Origin of the sequence: Nitrospirillum amazonense (assembly GCF_029594735.1) — a bacterium.
GTDB lineage: Bacteria > Pseudomonadota > Alphaproteobacteria > Azospirillales > Azospirillaceae > Nitrospirillum > Nitrospirillum amazonense.
The window spans coordinates 1661272-1681381 of the sequence record NZ_JARPAF010000004.1 but is presented as its reverse complement, the minus strand read 5'-3'; the positions used below and the strand labels follow the sequence as shown (position 1 = coordinate 1681381).

16 protein-coding genes are annotated in these 20110 nt (G+C 69.6%); 7 read left to right on the top strand and 9 right to left on the bottom strand.

The features are described 5' to 3' along the window. Window positions 1-93 precede the first annotated feature (93 nt). The 4 genes from P5F91_RS28080 (at window position 94) to P5F91_RS28065 (ending at window position 4180) form a co-directional block, all read left to right on the top strand. Window positions 94-1356 (top strand): phytanoyl-CoA dioxygenase family protein, encoded by a 1263-nt coding sequence (locus P5F91_RS28080; RefSeq protein WP_246134217.1) that lies wholly within the window; start codon window positions 94-96, stop codon window positions 1354-1356. Window positions 1357-1387: 31 nt separating this feature from the next. Then, a complete protein-coding gene (locus tag P5F91_RS28075; RefSeq protein WP_246134218.1) occupies window positions 1388-2677 on the top strand; it encodes a phytanoyl-CoA dioxygenase family protein in 1290 nt (429 codons plus the stop codon). 100 nt (window positions 2678-2777) lie between these two features. Continuing rightward, window positions 2778-3677, top strand: a complete 900-nt coding sequence (locus P5F91_RS28070) for a helix-turn-helix domain-containing protein (RefSeq protein WP_277908887.1) — start codon at window positions 2778-2780, stop codon at window positions 3675-3677. Window positions 3678-3754: 77 nt separating this feature from the next. Continuing rightward, entirely contained in the window at window positions 3755-4180 is a 426-nt protein-coding gene (locus P5F91_RS28065; protein WP_277908886.1) for a VOC family protein, read from the top strand. Window positions 4181-4235: 55 nt separating this feature from the next. On the opposite strand, the gene bcp is transcribed toward P5F91_RS28065, so the two are convergent. Then, entirely contained in the window at window positions 4236-4700 is a 465-nt protein-coding gene (gene bcp / locus P5F91_RS28060) for a thioredoxin-dependent thiol peroxidase (RefSeq protein ID WP_145608981.1), read from the bottom strand. Window positions 4701-4809: 109 nt separating this feature from the next. Then, window positions 4810-7782 carry a bifunctional [glutamine synthetase] adenylyltransferase/[glutamine synthetase]-adenylyl-L-tyrosine phosphorylase gene (locus tag P5F91_RS28055; RefSeq protein WP_277908885.1) on the bottom strand — a complete coding sequence of 991 codons (2973 nt, stop codon included), beginning with the start codon at window positions 7780-7782 and terminating at the stop codon, window positions 4810-4812. A gap of 197 nt (window positions 7783-7979) precedes the next feature. Here P5F91_RS28055 and P5F91_RS28050 point away from each other — a divergent pair, with 197 nt between their 5' ends. Together P5F91_RS28050 and P5F91_RS28045 are read left to right on the top strand one after the other, a co-directional pair. Beyond that, the gene (locus tag P5F91_RS28050) at window positions 7980-11384 is read left to right on the top strand and encodes a YhdP family protein (protein ID WP_277908884.1); all 3405 of its coding nucleotides are present in this window, start codon (window positions 7980-7982) and stop codon (window positions 11382-11384) included. 57 nt (window positions 11385-11441) lie between these two features. Next, window positions 11442-12572, top strand: coding sequence for a JmjC domain-containing protein (locus tag P5F91_RS28045; protein WP_277908883.1), 1131 nt, complete (start codon window positions 11442-11444; stop codon window positions 12570-12572). Between the two features lie 3 nt (window positions 12573-12575). Here P5F91_RS28045 and P5F91_RS28040 read toward each other — a convergent pair whose 3' ends face one another. The 7 genes from P5F91_RS28040 to P5F91_RS28010 form a co-directional block, all read right to left on the bottom strand. Next, window positions 12576-13736, bottom strand: coding sequence for an acyl-CoA dehydrogenase family protein (locus P5F91_RS28040; RefSeq protein WP_277908882.1), 1161 nt, complete (start codon window positions 13734-13736; stop codon window positions 12576-12578). Between the two features lie 11 nt (window positions 13737-13747). Continuing rightward, window positions 13748-15871 carry a 3-hydroxyacyl-CoA dehydrogenase NAD-binding domain-containing protein gene (locus P5F91_RS28035; RefSeq protein WP_277908881.1) on the bottom strand — a complete coding sequence of 708 codons (2124 nt, stop codon included), beginning with the start codon at window positions 15869-15871 and terminating at the stop codon, window positions 13748-13750. Between the two features lie 186 nt (window positions 15872-16057). Then, the gene (locus P5F91_RS28030) at window positions 16058-16741 is read right to left on the bottom strand and encodes a hypothetical protein (protein ID WP_145608987.1); all 684 of its coding nucleotides are present in this window, start codon (window positions 16739-16741) and stop codon (window positions 16058-16060) included. Window positions 16742-16824: 83 nt separating this feature from the next. Continuing rightward, on the bottom strand, window positions 16825-17625 hold the full coding sequence (locus P5F91_RS28025) for a hypothetical protein (RefSeq protein ID WP_277908880.1): 801 nt from the start codon (window positions 17623-17625) through the stop codon (window positions 16825-16827). Window positions 17626-17628: 3 nt separating this feature from the next. After that, window positions 17629-17958 carry a PadR family transcriptional regulator gene (locus tag P5F91_RS28020; RefSeq protein WP_145608989.1) on the bottom strand — a complete coding sequence of 110 codons (330 nt, stop codon included), beginning with the start codon at window positions 17956-17958 and terminating at the stop codon, window positions 17629-17631. 87 nt (window positions 17959-18045) lie between these two features. Continuing rightward, window positions 18046-18870 (bottom strand): IclR family transcriptional regulator, encoded by an 825-nt coding sequence (locus P5F91_RS28015; RefSeq protein WP_246134219.1) that lies wholly within the window; start codon window positions 18868-18870, stop codon window positions 18046-18048. A gap of 41 nt (window positions 18871-18911) precedes the next feature. After that, complete coding sequence (locus tag P5F91_RS28010; RefSeq protein WP_145608990.1) at window positions 18912-19208, bottom strand: hypothetical protein; 297 nt, start codon at window positions 19206-19208, stop codon at window positions 18912-18914. On the opposite strand from P5F91_RS28010, the gene P5F91_RS29950 reads away from it, so the two are divergent. Next, window positions 19120-20109, top strand: a complete 990-nt coding sequence (locus P5F91_RS29950; RefSeq protein ID WP_422394501.1) for a protein-tyrosine phosphatase family protein — start codon at window positions 19120-19122, stop codon at window positions 20107-20109. The genes P5F91_RS28010 and P5F91_RS29950 overlap by 89 nt on opposite strands. Window position 20110 lies beyond the last annotated feature (1 nt).

Here is a 20110-nt window from a genome sequence, read left to right as displayed (position 1 = left end):
CCGCGCGGGTGCCTTCATTGCACGGGACGCGCGCGGCGGTGTATACCCGACCAGCCGCCTGGGGGGCTTGGGCGGCGTTGGGTTGGGGTTGCCATGCAAATCTTGTCGCGCCTGCTTTCGCGCCGTTCGCCCGCAACCGTGGAGGTGGTGGCGCCTGTTCTGCCGGACGTGGTCATCGCCGAACCGTTCCATGCCTTCATCCATCGGCTGAACGCCATCACCGTGCCCGGTGACCTGCGCGCCATCCGCACCGGGCGGGCGCTGCAGGCCATCGTCATGGACGAGGCGGGGGCCCAGGTCCGGGTGGGGCAGATCACCCAGTCCGCTCCTGGCGTCGATCGCATCGCCTTCCCGGAATTCCCGGACGGGACGGGCCCCGCCTTCTGGCTGTTCGTGGTCGAAACGTTGGGCGAGGCCGATCCTGCCCCCCTGGTGCCGGCGCTGCGCGCCTTGGCGGCCGGCTTGGGCCAGCGGCCGCTGCTGGCGGTGGGCTGCGAAGGCCCCCGCCTGGACCGCGCCCAGCTCAGCTTCGCCATGATCAGCGACGAGCCGCCGGCCGCCACCCTGCCGCCCCTGGACCAGCCGGTGGTGGACGGAAGCACGCTGTCGCCGGAACAGCGGCAATGGCGGGAAGAGGGGGTGGCCATCCTCAAGGGCTTCCTGTCCGACGATCTGCTGGATCCCTATATCGCCCGGCGCGAGCAGGTGGGCCGGCCGGGGGGCTGGCGCTCCCCCACGCCCTACATGCATGTGGAGGAGTTGCGGCGCATTTGCCTGCACCCGCCCCTGATGCGGGTGCTGAACAGCCTGGTGGGGGAGGAGATGCTGCTGCACCTCAATCTCACCGGCTGGGTGTCCACCGAGCGTGACTGGCATCAGGACGAGTATCTCAGTCCGCCCTTCGTGAACAGCTGGTACGCGGCCGTGTGGATCGCGTTGGACCGCATCCACCCCGACGCCGGACCTTTCGAATACATTCCCGGTTCCCACCGCTGGCCCCTGCTGCGCGGCGCGCGCGTGCGCCAGTTCATGACGGATGAGGAACGGCGCCTGGCCGCCGTGACCGACAGCGGCTATGACGCCTGGCCCAGCGTCACCCAGGCCTATGTCGCGCCCATCGTGGAGGCGGAAATCGCCCGGCGCGGTGTCGAAAAGCGCGCCTTCCTGGCGGAAAAAGGCGATGTGCTCGTCTGGCACGGCCGCCTGATGCACCGCGGTTCCCCCGCGCGGCAGCCGGGATTGGAGCGGCGGTCGCTGATCGCCCACTACACCGGCGTGAACCACCGTCCCGACATGCCGGACCGCCGGGTCGAGGGTAGCGGGCAGTACGCCGTGTTCCACACCCCCCTGATATGACCTCTCCCCACTCCATCAGCCGGCCTTCCCCATGAACCTCCTGTCCCGCCTCCTCGGCCGCCGGCCGGAACCCGCCGCCGTCGCCACGCCGGCGGCCGCACTTCCGCCGCTGCTGATCGTGGAGCGGGTGGTGACGCGGGTGGCCAACCTGGAAATCGTCGAGGTGGCAGGCGACGTCCGGGCCGGCCGGGCGGAGCGTAAGCTGCACGCCCTGCTGGTCGATGAGGCCACCGGCTTGGCGCGCCAGGGACCGCTGGTGTCGCGCACGCCGGATGGCCTGTTCGACGGCGATCTGCGCTGTGACCGAGTCACCGTGCCACCCTTCCCCGCAGGCTGCGGTCCCGTCTATTGGCTGTTCGTGGCCGAGGCGGAAGAGGCGCCGGACGCCCAGGCACTGGCGCCCGCGCTGCTGGCCCTGGCGCGCACGCTGGGGGACCGGCCGCCCCTGGGCGCCCTCTGCTACGGCACGCCGCCGGACAGCAGCGGCGGCATCCGCTTTTCCATGTTGAGCGACCATCCCGATCCCCAAGGACTGCCGCCCCTGGACCAGCCGGTGGTGGACGAGGCCACCCTGACCCCCGAACAGCGGCAGTGGCGGCGCGAGGGCGTGGTCCTGCTCAAGGGCTTCCTCGGCGACGACCTGCTGGATCCCTATATCAAGCGGCGCGAACAGGTGGATCGGGCGCTGGGCTGGATCACCCCCACCCCCTATATGCAGGTGGAGGAGTTGCGGCGCATCTGCCTGCACCCGCCGCTGATGGCCATCATGAACAGTCTGATCGGGGAGGAGATGATGCTGCATCTTAACCTCACCGGCTGGGCCTCCACCGAGCGCAACTGGCACCAGGACGAATATCTCAGCCCGCCCTTCGTCAATGGCTGGTACGCCGCGGTATGGATCGCCCTGGACCATATCGACCCGGACTCCGGGCCGTTCGAATACGTGCCTGGTTCCCATCGCTGGCCCTTGCTGCAGGGGGAGAAGGTGCGGCAGTTCATGTCCGCGGCGGAGCGCGACCGCGTCACCGGCACCACCGGCAGCGCCTCCTGGCCCCATTTGACGGAACGCTTCGTCACCCCCGCCATCGAGGCGGAGATCGCGGCCCAGGGGGTGGAAACGCGGCGTTTCCTGGGGGAAAAGGGCGACGTGCTGATTTGGCACGGCCGGCTGATGCACCGCGGCTCGGCGCCGAACCGCCCGGGTGTGGAGCGGCGGTCGCTGATCGGCCACTACACCGGCGTCAACCATCGCCCGGACATGCCCAACCGGCGGTTCGACCATGGCGGGCACTATGCCGTGTTCGACTATCCGCTGAAGTAGGTGCTGGCGGACCGGGACGCCCACGCGCCGGGCGCCGGGCCTCCCCAGCCGGGATGATCTGTGCCAAGCTGGCCGGCAGCCGCGCTGCCGGGGCCCGTCCATGACCGTTCCGTCCTCCCGTCTGCTGTCCATCCGCCGCCATGACGGCCTGCGGGACGCCTGGCATGTGGCCAGCCTGGCGCCCCCACCGGCGCTGTCGGGCCTGGTGGACGGCTATGCCGACTATCGCGAGCGGACCAGTTTCACCACCCGCCGGGAACTGCCCCACGCCCAGGCCGTGCTGATCGTCAACCTGGCGGAACCGATCGGCATCGTGGGCGGCGACGGGCGACCGATCACCCTGCGGGCCGGCGAGGGCTTCATGGCCGGTGCCCACCTGGCGCCGGCGCTGTCCCGGTCGGGCGGCACCCAGGCGGGGATGCATGTCTTCCTGTCGCTCTCCAGCCTGCGGCGCCTGCTGGGCTGCCCGCTGACGGATCTGGTCGACCGCGTGGTGCCCCTGGATGCCGTCCTGGGGCCGGCGGGGACGCGGCTGGGCCAGGCGCTGGCGGAGGCGCCGGACGGGACCGGCCGCATGGCCGCGCTGGACGACGCGCTGACCCGCCGCTTCGCCGCCATGCCCGCCCTGCCGGGGGCCCAGGCGCACGCGCTGGCCCTGCTGCGCGACCGGCCCGACCTGGACATCGCGGACATCGCGCGGGACATCGGGTGGAGCGCCAAGCACTTTGCCAATCGTGTGAAGGACGCGCTTGGCGTGGGGCCGCGTACCTACCGCCGCCTGATGCGGTTCGAGGCACTGACCAAGCGGCTGGGGACCGGGCCGCCGGACGAGGGCAGCGGCGGCTGGGCCGGCATCGCCATCGATGCCGGCTATTGCGACCAGTCGCACATGATCCGGGAATTCCGGGAGTTCGCCGGGCTGACGCCGGGGCAGTACCTGGCCCAGTCCCTTCCGGACGGCGGCGGCCTGGTGGAGGCGGGGATAGGGGAGGTTATTTAGATCCAATCCAGGCCGCGCCGTTCGGCCCTATGGTCGGGCCAGCGGCATCGTCGCCGCCTGACAGGAGACTGAGCCCCATGCCCACCCGTTCCCTTATCCCCTGCCTGCGCTATCAGGATGCGCCGGCCGCCATCGACTTCCTGTGCGCCGCCTTCGGCTTCCAACGCCACGCCGTCTACGCCGACGACCAGGACCCCAGCCTCATCCACCACGCCCAACTGACGCTGGGCGATGGCATGGTCATGCTGGGGTCCGCCAGGCCCGGGCCGTCCACCGACGCTTACCGCTGGAAAACGGCGGCGGAGGCGGGGGGCGTCACGGCGTGCGTCTACATCATCGTCGACGACCTGGACGCCCACCACGACCGCGCCCGCGCCGCCGGGGCGGAGATCGTGACCCCGCCGCACGACAATGAAGGCTACCCTGGTCGCGACTACCACGCCCGCGACCCGGAAGGAAACAGCTGGAGCTTCGGCACCTACGATCCCTGGGCGCCGCTTTGAGGACGGCGCTTCGATGACCAGCGGCGGGCGTATCCGGTCCGCCGCCTTAGCCCGCTTACAGCGCCTTCACCGCTTCCAGCACGGCGTCGACATGGCCGGGCACCTTGACCTTGCGCCAGACCTTGGCCACCTGGCCGTCCTTGTCGATCAGGAAGGTGGCGCGCTCGATGCCGAAATAGGTGCGGCCGTACATGTTCTTTTCCACCCACACGCCATAGCGCTCGCACACGTCGCTGTCGGCGTCGGACGCCAGGGTGAAGGGCAGGTTGTACTTTTTCTTGAACTTGTCGTGGCTGGCCACGCTGTCCTTGGACACGCCGATGATGGTGGCGTCCACCTTCTCGAAGTGCGGCAGGGATTCGCCGAAGCCACAGGCCTCGGCCGTGCAGCCGCTGGTGTCGTCCTTGGGGTAGAAGTACAGCACCACCGGGCGGCCTTTCAGCGACGACAGGGTGACGCTGCCGCCACCATCGGTGGGCATGGTGAAATCCGGGGCGGGGGTTCCGACCTCAACGGCCATGGTGCTTTTCCTTCCTGGGTTTGGGCCTGGGTTCGTGCCTGGGTTCGTGCCGAGGTTTGCGACGGTGGACTGATGACGGGGGCAGATACGGTCCAGCCCGCCGGTTGGATCAAGGGGCCGGCGCCGGCAGGCGGGCGGCGGGTTCCTCCACCACCTTCCGGAACAGGGCGTGGGCCTGGGCCGCCGCGGCGCGGATCTTTGCCTCCGCCGCGTCGAAGTCAAGGCCATGGCCCACCGCTTCAGCCAGGGCCAGGCGCAGGGCCGGCGGCGCCTCCGCCACCTTGACCTCGCCCGCCACCGTCAGGCGCAGGAAGGCCTGCACCCGGCGCCACAGGCGGTGGATGTCGATCAGGGCGTCGGCGTCCGCCGCGTCCAGCAGCCCGGCGTCGCGCAGGCGGGTCAGGGCGCCGGTGGTGTTGGGGTCCAGGATGCCCGGATGGTCGGCGGCATGCCGCAGGGTCAGATACTGCACCAGGAACTGGATGTCGACCATGCCGCCGCGCACATGCTTCACCGACCAGGGGTCCTTGGTGTGGTGCTCCCGGTCCACACGGGCGCGCATGTCGGCCACGTCGGCCAGCAGCTTGTCCGGATCCCGGCGCTGCACCAGCACGGCGCGGATGGCCTCGGTCAGCTGCGCCCGCAGGGCCGGCGGGCCGGTCAGCACCCGGGCGCGGGTCAGCGCCATGTGTTCCCAGGTCCAGGCGCTTTCCCGCTGATACCGGATGAAGGCGTCCAGGCTGACGGCCAGCGGCCCCTTGTTGCCCGAGGGCCGCAGCCGCATGTCGACCTCATACAGCGCGCCCTCCGCCGTGGGGGCGGTGATGGCGTTGATCAGGCGCTGGGTCAGGCGGATGTAATACTCGCTGGGCGACAGCGGCTTGGGCCCATTGGATTGGTCGGCCCCATCCGGCACCTGATAGACCGTGATCAGGTCCAGGTCCGACCCCAGCGACAGCGAGCCGGCGCCCAGGCGGCCCATGCCCAGGATGGCCATGCCGGCACCCCCATCCGTTCCGGTTTCGAAACAGCCATGGCGGGGCCTGTACTCGATCTCCACCCGCTCATGCAGGACGGCCAGCGCCGTGTCCGCCACCTCGGTCAGGAAGGGGCCGCACTGGTCGCCGTCGGCCAGGTGCCGCAGGATCTGGATGCCGGCACGCAGGCGCTGGTCGCTGGTCCAGCGCCGCGTCAGGTCCAGCACCTCTTCGAAGTGGTGGGCATCGGCCAGCTGGCGGAACAGCCCCTCGCGTAATTCCTGGGCGTCCGGCAGATGGTCGAAGAAGCCAGGGGTCAGCACGGCGTCCAGCTGCGACGGACGCCGCGACAGGCTGTCGGCCAGGCGCGGGGCCGTGCCCATGATCAGGGCCACCAGCTCCAGCAGCTTTGGGTTGGCGTAGAACAGGCTGAACAGCTGAACCCCGGCGGGCAGGCGGCTCAGGAACTCATCGAACTTCAGGAAGGCCTGGTCGGGCTGGGCCGTGCCGCCCAGGGCCGCCAGCAGGCTGGGCACCAGCTCCGTCAGCAGCTCGCGCGCCCGGGTGCTGCGGGTGGCGCGGTAGCGGCCGTGGTGCCAGGCGCGGATTTGGGCGGCGACGGCCGAGGGGTTCTGGAAGCCCAGGCCCCGCAGGGTGGTGATGGTGTCGGGATCGTCCTCCGTCCCGGTGAAGACCAGGTTGCCGGGGCCGGACAGGGGCGGCGCCTCCTCGAACAGGGCGGCGTAGCGGTCCTCCACCCGCCCCAGGGTGGCCAGCAGCTCGGTGCGGAAGGTATCGGCGTCGGCATAGCCCAGGAAGGTGGCGATGCTGGCCACGCCCTTGTCGTCCACCGGCAGCTTGTGGGTCTGCTGGTCGTCCACCATCTGCACCCGGTGTTCCACCCGGCGCAAGAAGCGGTAGGCCGCCTTCAGATCCTCGGCGGCGTCCTCGCCCACGCGGCCGGCGGCCACCAGGGCGTCCAGTGCCATCATGGTGGCGGGCGTGCGCAGGTGGGGGTCGCGCCCGCCATAGATCAGCTGCTGGGTCTGGGCGAAGAACTCGATCTCGCGGATGCCGCCCCGGCCCAGCTTGATGTCATGGCCGTTCACCGCCTTGTCGCGGTGGCCCTTATGCGCGCCGATCTGGCGCTTGATGGAATGGATGTCCTGGATGGCGGCGAAATCCAGGCTGCGGCGCCAGATGAAATGGCGGATCAGGCCCATGAAGTCCTGGCCGGCCTTGCGGTCGCCCGCCACCGGCCGCGCCTTGATCATGGCCGCCCGCTCCCAGTTCTGACCCAGGCTGCCGTAATAGGCTTCCGCGGCGGAGACGGAGACGGCCAGGGGGGTGGCGCCGGGGTCGGGGCGCAGGCGCAGGTCGGTGCGGAAGACGTAACCGTCCACCGTCCGCTCCTCCATGATGCGCACCAGGTCGCGCGCCAGGCGCACGAAGGTGCGGGTCATCTCATCCGGGTCCCGGGCCTGCACCACGCCGTCGTCGTACAGGACGATCAGGTCGATGTCGCTGGAGTAGTTCAGCTCCAGCGCTCCGAACTTGCCCATGGCCAGCACGATCAGGCCGCTGCCTGCCTCGGGGTCGTTCTCGGCATCGGGCAGGCGGATGTCGCCCTTGGCCGCCAGTTGGCGCAGCAGGTGGCGGGCGGTCAGGCGCAGGGCCGCCTCCGCCAGCTGGCTCAGGGCGCCGGTCACCTGCTCCAGCGTCCAGGATTCCGCGATGTCGGCGGCGGCGATCAGCAGGGCGGCGCGGCGCTTGGCCACGCGCAGGGCCTTCATCAGGCGGTCGGTGGTGGCCCCGCCCACCTCAGCCCACAGCCCCTCCAACAGGTCCATGAAGGCGGCGTCGAAACCCAGGGTGGCCATCTGGCGGAAAAAGGCCTGTTCCTTCAGCAGGGCCTGGCCCAGGAAGGGGCTGTTGCCCAGGATGGCCCGCAGCAAGGCCCCGCCCGCCTCATCCGCCGCGTAGGTTCGGGCGAATTCCGCCAGTTCCCTGTCGCCGGAGTCCTCCGCCCGGCGCTGCCAGGACTCCAGCCCGCGGGCCAGAAGTTCGGTATCTGCCGCTTGGGGTAGGGATTTCGCATTGAACATGGATGTCTGACCGGGCTATGCCAGGAAACGGGTCTTGCCCCCGTGTAAACCTGTCCATCGTGACCCTATGTTGCTGGGACTGGACAAGGGGTGGGACGGGGCCCCGTTCGCTGTTCGCCGTTTCGCGGTTGTGGGTTCCCGGGGCAGAGTGCCCAAGGGCCCGCAACCCGGTCAAGCCATGCCGGAAGTCTGAGCCTTTGCCCCGTCCGATCCCGCCCATTCCCCCCGCCGAGGCGCCTTCCGAGGTGCCGACCGGGACGCAGGCGTCCGGGGATGTGGGCCTGCGCGTGCCGGGCCGGCGTCCGCCCGAGCCCACAGAACCCCCACCGGCCAAGCCGCCGCGCAAGCGCCGGGGCATGATCGGCCACACGGCCCTGGTCATCCTGGAACTGGCGGCGGGCCTGCTGCTGGTGGTCCTGGTCACGGCTGGCCTTTTGACCTGGCGCCTCAGCCGAGGGCCCATGCCCATCTCCTGGTTCGCGCCCTATCTTGAGCAGGCGGTGAATTCCGGCGGCACCGTCCACATCTCCGTCCACAAGGTGCTGCTCGCCAGGGCGCCCAAGGGCGCCACGGTGGAAATCCTGGCCGACGACGTGGTGCTGACGGGCACGGGCGGCGCCACCGTGGCGACGCTGCCGGAATTCCGCGTTGCCCTGTCGGTGCCGGCGCTGCTGCACGGCCGCCTGGCGCCCACCCGTATCGTGCTGGTGCGCCCCCGGCTGAACGCCATCCGCGAGGTCGACGGCCGTTTCCGCCTGGCGCTCATGTCGGACGACGACACCGACGACGGCAACGACTTCATGGCGGACCTGATCACGGCGCTGAAGCGGCCGCCGGATCCGCTGGAACCCCTGGGCGCGCTCACCAAGCTGGTGGTGTCCGAGGCGCGGCTGTCGGTGGATAACCGCCAGCTGGGCCTTGTGTGGTCCGCCCCCCGGGCCGACATCTCCCTGACCCGCGACCGACGGGGCATCACTGGCAACGCTCAGCTGGTGGTGGACCTGGGCGGGCACATGACGCAGGTGGCGGCCGATCTCGGCTATCGCCTGGCCGACGGCACCGTCAGCGCCGTGGCCCATTTCTCCGGCGTCAGCCCGGCGGACCTGGCGCGCGTCACCCGTGCGTCCGACGGTGTGCTGGCGGCCGTGGGCGGCATCGACATGCCCCTGGCCGGCACGGTGACGCTGGACCTCGCCTCCGACTTCTCGCCCCGCATCTTCGACGTGGCGCTCAGCGGCACGGCCGGCACCGTCACCCTGCCGGGGCGGCTGAAGGCGCCGCTGGCGGTGGCCAACCTGGATCTGCAGGCCAGGCTGGAGCCGGGGGGCCTGATCCTGAACCACCTGAACCTGACCCTGCCCGGGTCCGGCGGGCCCGCGCCCGCATCCACCGTCATGCTGACGGGCAAGGGGGTGAAGCGGGACGACGGCAGCTATCGCGTGACCCTGGCCACCGAGGTCAAGTCCGTGCCGTTGAACGCGCTGGACGCGCTGTGGCCCCTGGACGCCCTGCCGAAGCCGCGCGCCTGGATCATGCAGAACCTGTCGGATGGCGCCTTCGACAAGGTCACCTTCAATTTAGAGGGCAACGCCCCGGCCGACCTGTCGGATATGGTGCCCAGCCGCATGATGGCCAACTTCGCCTTCTCCGGCGCCACCGTGAACTACATGGACGGCCTGCCCAAGGTGAAGGATGTGGGCGGCACCGCCACCTTCGACGGCGGGCACCTGGGCATCGAGCTGACGCAGGGCCGCCTGCTGGACCTGGCGCTGGGCACCTCCCGCCTGGACATCACCGGCTTGGACAAGACGGCGCAGAAGATGGAAATGACGCTGCCGGTCAGCGGCCCCATCTCCTCCGCGCTCACCGTTATCGACACCCCGCCCCTGGGCTATGCCAGGAAGGTGGGGCTGGTGCCGGCGACCGTGGCCGGCACCGCTGATATGACCCTGCGCTTCGACTTCCCGCTGGTCGCCACCCTGAAGATGGACCAGGTGAAGCTGGGCGTGCAGGCGCACCTGAAGAACGTGGCCGCCGACGGCATCGTCGCCGACATCAAGGCGTCGGACGGCGATCTGAACCTGGTGCTGGACAACAAGGGCATGGACACCAACGGCACCGCCCGCCTGAACGGCATGCCGGCCCGCATCCTGTGGCGCGAGAATTTCCCGGCGGAGGCGCCCATTGGCACCCGTGTCGCCCTGCAGGCCACGGCCAACGACCGCGACCGCCAGCTATTCCACCTGGATTTCCCCGACTGGGTGCGCGGCCCCGTGGGCGTCAGCATGGTCTACACCAGGGACGCCCAACATCAGGAGACCATCCTGGCCGACCTGGACCTGACCAAGTCGGCCCTGGCCGTGTCCCTGATGGACTGGCGCAAGGTGACGGGCGTACCCGCCTCCGGCCATGTCGAGGTGGGCTTCGACCAGGGCCGGCCGCTGCACGTCACCCGCTTTCAGCTGAAGGCGGACGGGATGGAGGCGTCGGGCAGCATGGACCTGAAGCACGACTTCTCCATCGGCCATATCGCGCTCGACCGTTACCGCCAGGGGCGCACCGACGCCGCCATGACGGTGGACGTGGACGACGCGGGCGGCATGCGGATCAAGGCAGCGGGCCCGTCCATGGACGCGCGGCCCTTCCGCCGGTCGGCGAGTGGCGGTGGGGGCCCATCCCACACGCTGACCGAGGCGGAACTGAAGGCGCTGGACGCGCGGCCGCCGCTGGATATCGATTTCAACTTCGACAAGGTGGTGACGGCCAACGGCGGGCGCGAGATCGGTGCCAGCAAGGGCCAGTTCGCCCGCCGGGGCCGCAGCTGGCGTTCCGTCGTGCTGGACAGCCGCATCGGCAAGGACAACGCCGGACACCTGGCCCTGCGCTATGTGCCGGACGGCAACGCCATGGCGCTGACCATCACCTCCGACGACGCGGGTGCGGCCCTGCAGCAGCTGGACGTGCTGGATCATCTGCGCGGCGGCAAGCTGGTGGTGAAGGGCCACAGCACGCCCGGCGACCCGCATGAGGTGGTGGACGGCACCCTGGATGTCACCGACTACCAGGTGGTGGAGGCGCCGGTCATGGCGCGCCTGCTGTCGGCGGCCAGCTTCCAGGGCTTCTCCGACTTCATGAGCGGCGCCCCCATCACCTTTGCCAAGCTGGAAGGCGGCTTCCACTGGACCGACACCGGCGTCAGCTTCCACGATGTCCGCACCTCGGGCGCCGCCATAGGCCTGACCATGGAGGGGGAGATCAACCTCAACCGCGGCATGGCCGACCTTCAGGGCACCATCGTGCCCTTCAGCACCTTCAACAAGTTGCTGGGCGCCATCCCCATAGTCGGCGACCTGCTGACGGGCGGCGAGGGGCAGGGGCTGCTGTCGGCCACGTACCGGGTGAAGGGCCCGCTGGACGACCTGGACGTGTCGGTCAACCCGCTGGCCGTGCTGGCCCCCGGCTTCCTGCGCAACCTGTTCTTCCTGTCGCCCACGGATGAGGACGGCAAGCCGGAGGCGAAGCCCGCCCCCCGGAAGAAACCGGCCAAGCCGGCGGGCGACCCGGCAACGCCCGCCCAGGTAACACCCGACACGCCGAAGTAGCAGGACTTTCCGGCGGGGTGCTATCCTGGCGCGGGTTCATGGTTTTGGGGTGGGCTTATGCTTGGTGGCGTGTCGGCGCTGGTCCGTCCTCATGACCCGGCAGATCTGGACCGGGCCTTCCTTGAAAAGCGGCGCCTGCACCTGTGCACCGGCCAGGCGGATGTTTTCGCCCGGCTGCTGCCCTGGTCGCTGATCAACGCCCAGGTGACGCTGGCCGGCCTGCACAACGGCCGCCTGCGCCTGGTCCGCTCCGGCCAGGATCTGCCCTATGAGACGGTGGTAGGCCGCAACAAGGCGGGCCAGATGTTCCTGAAAACCGCCGCCCTGCACGACCAGATCGGCCAGGGTCTCAGCCTGGCCCTGAACCACCTGCACCATGTCTCCCCCCGCATCGCCGCCCTGGTCGCGGCGGTGGAGCGGCGCTATCGCGTGCGCGGCGGCGCCAACGCCTATGTCAGCTTCCAGCGCGAGGGGGCTTTGGGTCCCCACTGGGACAACCACGACGTCATCATCCTGCAGATATCGGGGGAGAAGCGCTGGCACTGCCATGGCGTCCGCGCCGTCCATCCCCTGGTCAGCCGCAGCTATCCCACCGTGGCGGAGGCGGGGCCGGTAGAGTGGGAGGACACCTTGCGCCCCGGCGACGTGCTGTACATCCCGCGCGGCGACATCCACTGGGCCGCGGTGGCGGAGGGTGGACACTCCGTCCACCTGACCATCAACCTGGGGGGCCTGCGCGCCCGCGACATGCTGCGCGCCCTGGCCGGCCGGCTGGAGGGGGGCGAAGACGCCTTCCGGGAAGAGGTCATGGCCCTGGCCGATGAGGCGGCGACGCGCCGGCAAATGGCGGTTCAGGCCGATCTGCTGCACGGTGCGCTGGAGCAGCCGGACCTGGACGCCCTGTTCACCCAGCTGGATGGGGAGCGCGAGGCGTTCCAGCCCATGAACCTGGGCCTGGACCGCACCTTGTCGGGCACCACGGAAATCCATCCCGCCGCGCGCGGCCCGGGGCCGGTTCCATCCAGGTTGCCGCCGGATCAGCGGCGGGTGCTGACGCAGCTGCTGGCCACGGACGGTGCCCGTCTGGGCGCGCTGAAGCGGGACCTGCCGGACATGGAAGGTCCCACCGTGGCCGATGCGGTCGCCGGCCTGGCCCGCGCCGGCCAAGTCTGGCTGTTCGACGACTGAGCCTCAGCGGCCGCCCTTGGCGTCCCGGATCATGTTGCGGGCAATGACCAGCTGCTGGATCTGGCTGGTGCCCTCATAGATGCGGAACAGGCGGACGTCGCGGTAGAAGCGTTCCACCCCGTATTCGGCCATATAACCGGCGCCGCCGTGGATCTGCACGGCGCGGTCGGCCACGCGCCCCACCATCTCCGAACAGAACAGCTTGGTGCAGGCGGCCTCCGTGCCCACATCGCGGCCGGCGTCGCGCTGGCGGGCGGTCTCCAGCACCATGCAGCGGGCGGCGTAGGCTTCCGTCCGGCTGTCGGCCAGCATGGCCTGCACCAGCTGGAACTCGGCGATGGGCTGGCCGAACTGCTGGCGGTCCAGGGCGTAGGCCAGGCTGTCGCGAATCAGGCGTTCCGCCACGCCCACGCAGACGGCGCCGATGTGCAGGCGCCCCCGGTCCAGCACCTTCATGGCGGTGCGGAAGCCCTGGCCCTCGCGCCCGCCGATGATGTTGGCCGCCGGCACCCGCGCGTCCTGGAACACCACGTCGGCGGTGTGGCTGCCCTTCTGCCCCATCTTGCGGTCCGCCGGGCCGACGCTGACGCCGGGCGTGCCCGCCTCCACTAGGAAGGCGGTGACGCCCTTGGCGTCGCGGCTGGCGGGGTCGGTGCGGGCGAACACGGTGAACAGGCCGGCATGCGGCGCGTTGGTGATGAAGCGCTTGGTGCCGTTCAGTACATAGTGGTCGCCGTCGCGCCGGGCGCTGGTGCGCAAGCTGCCGGCATCCGATCCCGCCTCCGGCTCCGTCAGGGCGAAGGCGCTGATGATCTCGCCGGTGGCCAGCTTGGGCAGGTAGTGCCGCTTCTGCGCCTCCGTCCCGTCGATGACCAGCCCTTGCGAGCCGATGCCGTTGTTGGTGCCGATGAGGGAGCGGAAGGCTGGCGAGGTCTGGCCCAGTTCGAAGGCTACCTGCACCTCTTCCGCCATGGTCAGGCCCAGGCCGCCATACTCCTCGGGTATGGACAGGCCGAACAGGCCCAGATTCCGCATTTCATCCACGATGTGCGGTGGAATGGCGTCATCTTCCGCCACCTGGTGTTCCAGCGGCACCAGCCGGTCGCGCACGAAGCGGGCCACGGTGTCCAGCAGCTGGTTCAGCGTCTCTTGATCCAAGGCCATACGGTCGCCCCTTAGTTCAGGCTGGCGAAGCCGTGGCCGTCGCGTACCAGGCGCTCCAGCAACGGCGCGGGTCGCCACTGCTTGGCGCCCGTCGCCCGATGGAACCGGGTGATGGCGTCCAGGATGAGGCCCAAGCCCACCTGGTCGGCCCAGAACAGGGGGCCGCCGCGCCAGGCGGGGAAGCCGTAGCCGTGGACCCAGATCATGTCGATATCCAGGGCGCGGGCGGCTACCCCTTCCTCCAGGATCTTCGCGGCCTCGTTCACCATGACGTACAGGCAACGCTCCAGGATTTCCTGGTCGGGGACACCCCGCGGGGTGATGCCTTTGGCGGCGCGGTCCCGGGCGATCAGCTCGGCCGTGACCGGGTCGGGCAGGGGTGTGCGGCCGCCGGCTTCATAGCGGTAGATGCCGGCGCCGGTCTTCTGGCCATGGCGGCCTTGCTCCGCCAGGCGGTCCAGCCAGCCGGGGGGCGGGGTGTCGGGGTCGCCGGCCTTGCGCCGCTCCTCCCGGATGCGCCAGCCCACGTCCAGCCCGGCCAGGTCGCCCATGGCGAAGGGGCCCATGGGGAAGCCGAAACCCGTCAGCACGCGGTCCACCTGTTCCGGCGCCGCCCCCTCGTCCACCAAGGCCGTGGCCTCGCGCGCCCGCTGGTGCAGCATGCGGTTGCCGACGAAGCCATAGCAGACGCCCACGGCCACGCCCACCTTGCCGATGCGCCGCGCCACGTCCATGGCCGTCGCCAGCACGTCGGGCGCCGTCTCCCGGCCCCGTACCACCTCCAGCAGGCGCATGACGTTGGCCGGGCTGAAGAAGTGCAGGCCTGCCACGTCCTGCGGCCGGCTGGTCACGGCGGCGATGGCGTCCACGTCCAGGGTGCTGGTGTTGGTGGCCAGGATGGCGCCCGGCCGGCACACCTGGTCCAGCCGGATGAAGATCTGTTTCTTCAGGTCCATGGACTCGAACACCGCCTCGATCACCAGGTCGGCGTCCGCCAGGTCGCCGTAGTCCAGACGGGGACGGATCAGGCCAAGGCGGGCGTCTGCTTCCTCCTGGCTCAGCTTGCCCCTGGCCACGCTGGCCTGGTAGTTGCGGCGGATCGTGGCCAAACCCCGGTCCAGCGCCTCCTGGGTCGTGTCCAGCAGCACGACGGGGATATGCGCGTTGGCGAAGCACATGGCGATGCCGCCGCCCATGGTGCCGGCGCCGATGACGCCCACACGGTGCACGGGGCGGGGCGTCACGTCGGGCGCCAGCCCCGGCACCTTGGCCACCGCCCGCTCGGCGAAGAAGGAATGGATCAGGCCCGCGCGCTGGGGGCTGTCCATGCAAGCCAGGAACAGATCCCGCTCCCGCTTCAGCCCCTCGGCCAGGGGCAGGGTGCAGGCCGCCTCCACCGCATCGACGCAGCGGTGCGGGGCGAACAGGTGCGGAGATTTCCGGGCCAGATCGGCGCGGGCGGCGCCGAACAGCGACGGGCTGATGTCGGCGATACGATCCCCCCGGGCTCCGGTGCGGCGGGGCATCAGGCCCTTGGCCCGCACGCGTTTGGCGAAGGCCAGGCCGGCGGCCAGGGGGTCAGGCTCTGCCGCCACCCAATCGACCAGGCCGATGTCCAGCGCCATGGCCGCCGTGACGGGCTCGCCGCTGACGATCATCTCCAGCGCCTTGGCCGGGCCCACCAGGCGGGGCAGGCGCTGGGTGCCGCCGGCGCCCGGCAGCAGGCCCAGCTTCACCTCCGGCAGGCCCAGCCTGGTTCCTGGAAGCGCCACCCGGAAATGGCAGCCCAGCGCCACCTCCAGCCCGCCGCCCAAGGCCGTGCCGTGCAGCACGGCGATGACGGGCTTGGGACTGGCCTCCAGCGCCGCCACCACGTCCGGCAGGATGGGCACCAGCGGCGTCTGGCCGAATTCGCGGATGTCGGCGCCGGCCATGAAGGTGCGGCCGGCCGCCAGCAGCACCAGCAGGTCCGCCTCCCCGTCCGCCTGACCCAGTCCCAGGGCACGCAGCAGCCCGGCCCGCACAGCCTGGCCCAGCGCGTTCACGGGCGGCTGGTTGACGGTGATGATGCCGGTGCGGCCCTGGCGCTGATAGCGTACGGGGGTGCAGTCGGTGGCGATGCCGCTGGCGTCCATGGTGCTCTCCCTCCCTCAAGGCGCCTGGTTGGGTCGGCGCCATCCGGCAGGACAGTATCAAAGCGCCGACGCATTGCAATGTCTGCGGAATATAATTCTGCATAACGGAATTTATGGTGCGCCGCGCGGGATTATGACGCCTTGGCCCTCTCAATCTGCCCAGGGCGCCGGTCCCTGTCGGTCGGATCAGGTCGGATTGGAAAAGGGCTTCGCCGTGGCTTTTGGGGGGACGGCCGGAGGGACCGTTTGCGGGGCCGTGGCCTCGGGTGGTGGAGTGTCGTCCTGCCAGGCCACCCAGAAGCGGACCGTGCTCCGCCGCCGCGTTTCAGCCCGCTTGTTCATGAGGGTCAAGGTCAGGATTCGGGTGCCGCTCTCCAGCGTGCCGCTGTACTCGCTGCCCGTGTACATGCTGTCGGCGATGAAGGTGGCGACCCCGTCGCCGCAGACATAGCGGGCGCATTCGCCCATGGGCGCCCCATCCTGTGAGATGCCGCAATAAACGGCGACGACCTGGGCTGTCCCGGGCAGCTCCACGAACAGGTTCTCTTCCCCTCCCGGGCGGATGGTGGCCCGTGTCTGCGCCTCCGTCACCCGCACCCCGGGGGCGCCCAGGTCCCGCGCCATGCGGTTCCCGCCCTGGTAATCGTTCCAGGCCTGGCAGAAGGGATAGTCCACGACGTTGGCGCCCCGGAAATAACCGGGGTTGGTGGGTAACCCCGCCTGCCGCCACCAGGGGTCCGGTATCGAGGCCGTCATCAGGCCATAGACCAAGCTGACGGACAGTGCGGCCGAAATCAGGGATACCAGCAGCCGGCTCATGAGTGCGACGGGGAACGGCATCTGGGCCTCAAGCGACAAATTCGCGTGCATGGCTGCTGCTTCCTTAATTTATTGCACAATGTAGAAGAAATTAGCGCGACCCTTCAGGAGGGCGACGGGGGGAGGGCGGGAATTCAGGGGACGCTGGTGCCATCGTCGCGCCAGGCTATCCAGAAATGGCCGGTGACGCTGTCTTCGGGGCCGGCGGAGCGGGTGGACATGGCCAAGGTCAGGACACGGCCTTTCACGTAGGCGCTATCCTCGACGAAAGCCGAGACACCGGTACCGCAGCCGCCGCGGGAACACTCTTCGACAGTGGTTTTCACCGCACCCGGTCGGGTGATGCCGCAGTAGATGGCGGTCACCTTGGCCGCCTGGGGCAACAGGACGGCCAGATCCTGTTCCGCGCCCTGGCGCACCGCGCCCCGGGTGGTGACCTCGGTCACGTGGACGCCGGGGCCGTGCAGGTCACGCGCCAGGCGGCTTCGGCCCTGATAGTCGGTCCAGGCCTGGCAGACGGGATAATCGGGCTGGTTGAAGCCCCGGAACTGGCCGGGATAGCTGGGCATGCCGGCGCGTATCCACCAGGGGACGGGCACCAGCACCGACATCATGGCGCAGCAGACGGTGAAGGCCACGGCGATCGTGGCAAGCGATTGCAGCAGCCGGCCCCGGTCCAGGAAGCGCAGCAGCACCAAGTTTTCCAGCCGCCGGCTGGCGATGGCCAGGATGCTTGAGGCGATGTCGCGGCGATAACGGTTCAGGGCGGCATCCGGCCCCAGGGCCGCCAAGGCGTTGACGTAGGATTCCTCCAGGTCGCCCATGCGATCCTCCACCTCCTCGGGGGTGGCCACCAGCATCAGGCAAAGGCGGGGGAACAGGGGCAGGACGGTTGGGGTGACGACGGCGATGCTGTTTTCGGACGGCGTCGTCATGGTTCAGACCCCCTTGCCCGCCAGATCCAGTCCGAATTCCAACTCGTGGCGGGTGTTGACGGCGTGATCCAGCGCCTGACGCCCCTCGCCGGTCAGCTTGAAATAGCGCTTGGCCCGGCCGCCGCGCGTCGGCGTCGGCTCACCCAGGTAGGATTCCAGCAACTCCTTGGCCGATAGGCGGTCCAGGGTGGTATAGACGGCGCCCAGCGTATGCTCCCGCCGGGTGCGGCGGCTCAGCTCATCACGGATGGCCACGCCGTAGGCGCCGTCGCCCAGCGCCAGGATGACCATCATCACCGCCTGTTCCAGTGTGCCTAATGTGTTCCTGCCCATCACGCCCCGCCCGGCTTTCAATTTCTTCTACAATGTATATTCGACAGGCGCAGGGCGTCAATGGGACTGGCCAGGGCAGGAGGGGACTCAAACCGCCCGGCCGACCAGGGCCACGCGGTTGGCCAGTTCTACCAGGCGGGGACCCAGTTCCTTTTCCAGCCGCTCGGGCGTCAGAATGTAGGATGGGCCGCCGCAGTTGAACGCCAGGGGCGGCTGGCCCGGTTGGGTGGGACGCAGGGGCACGGCGACGGAATTCACGCCCTGCACCCATTCGCCGACGTTCAGGCAAAAGCCGCGTGCCCGGATTTCGTCGGCGGAGCGCAGGATGCCCCGCTCCACCATGGGCCAGAACTCCTCGCCCGCCCGTTGGCGCAGGCGTTCCATCAGCTGGGCCCGGGTGGGCTGGTCCAGGGCCGCCAGATAGGCGCGGCCGATGCTGGATCGGCCCAAGGACAGGCGCGACCCGACATCCTGCTGCAGGCTGACCATGCCGGGCGCCCGGGCGCAGGCGATGTAGACCATGCTGAGGTCGTCGCGGCCGGCCAGGGCGGTCAGCACGCCGTCGCCGGCGTGGTCGGCCAAGGCCTGCAGGTAGGGCTGCGCCGTTTCCCGAATCTTCAGCCCGCCCAGGCAGGCATAGCCCAGGCCCAGCACGGCCACACCCATGCGGTATTTGCCGCTGTCGGGCAGGTAATCCAGATAGCCCAGCTTGGCCAGGGTGTAGGTCAGGCGCGACACCGTGGCCTTGGGCAGGCCGCAGCGCTGCGCCAGGTCGGCATTGCCCAGGGGGCCGTCGGTGGGCTCGAAACAGCGCAGGATGTCCAGGCCGCGCGACAGCGCCGTGACGAACTGCCGGTCCCCGCCGGCCTCGTCACCCATGTCTTCCATGACCGGACTGCTGCGCTTCTTCAAGGCATCCCTCCCCAGGGTGGCAATACGCGCCCCAGGACTGATTATACGTCTCCGCCACCGGAGGAAACGGCGAACGACTTTTCGATGAAGCGGAAATAGCGGTGCAGCACGCCCCCGAAAAAGGCGATCAGCAGCAGAAGGCGGATGCTTTCCCACGATGCCGGCGGCAGGCCCAGCCAAGCCAGAACGCCACGGTCCGCCATCCGAGGGGCCAGCCCCCAGAACTCCGCCAGGTTCAGGACCAGAAGGATGCCGACAACGGGCATGAGCAGGACGATGAAGGCCCGTCCTTTCCTCACGCGCGCCATGGCGCCGGATGACAACGCGGCATCGTGCATAGGAGATGGCCCGGTCCGGAGACCGCGCGCCACCGTTTGGCCGGCGGTCGCGCGAAGGCCGCAGTCTCTGATGACCACGGTGTCATTGCAACCGGAAGAAGAGGGGCTATGCGATGGGTCAGGCTTCGTCCCCGAGGGCCACGCCCAGGTTGGTCGACGCCTATTCCAGGCGAAAGAACTTCGGGAGCCAAATGGCGGCGCCGTGGAGTATCAATCCGGCGCAGGCCATTATCGAGAGTATGCTGATGGACCGCCCATTGGCAGGTGGAAGGCCCAGCCAGTCCATTATGGACTTTCCGCCCAATCCGGCGGCGCTCACCAAATTTATATCAAGAGCAGGCCGATTAGGGCCGTTATGACCGCGCATCGTCTGACGAGAGGGGATCGAATGCAACCAGCGCTCTATTGGATCGCCTCCGGTGACCCGCCTTGGATAGGCCGGCTGGCCATTATGGCCAGGCCCCGGGCGGGCGACTGGCTGGAGGATGAGGTCGCTGCATGGCACGCCGCCGGGGTCAACGAAGTGATCAGCCTGCTGGAACCGGCGGAGGTCAGCGAACTGGGCCTTATGAGCGAGGAAGCTCTGTGCCGGGGGCTGGGGATGGCTTTCACCAGCCTTCCCATTCCAGACCGGGGGGTGCCGGATTCGCGGCGCCAGGTGGCCTCCCTGGCGCGGCGCCTTTCCCGGGACGTGGCGGCAGGCCTATCGGTCGCCGTGCATTGTCGGGCGGGTATCGGCCGGTCGTCACTGCTGGCGGCTTGCGTGATGGCCAGTACCGGCCTGGATGCATCGGCGGCGTTCGCCCGCATCGCCCAGGCGCGGGGCGTGCCCGTCCCGGACACGGAAGGGCAGCGTGCCTGGGTGCAATCCTTCGCCGAGGCGCTGCCCTTGCTGGTCTGAC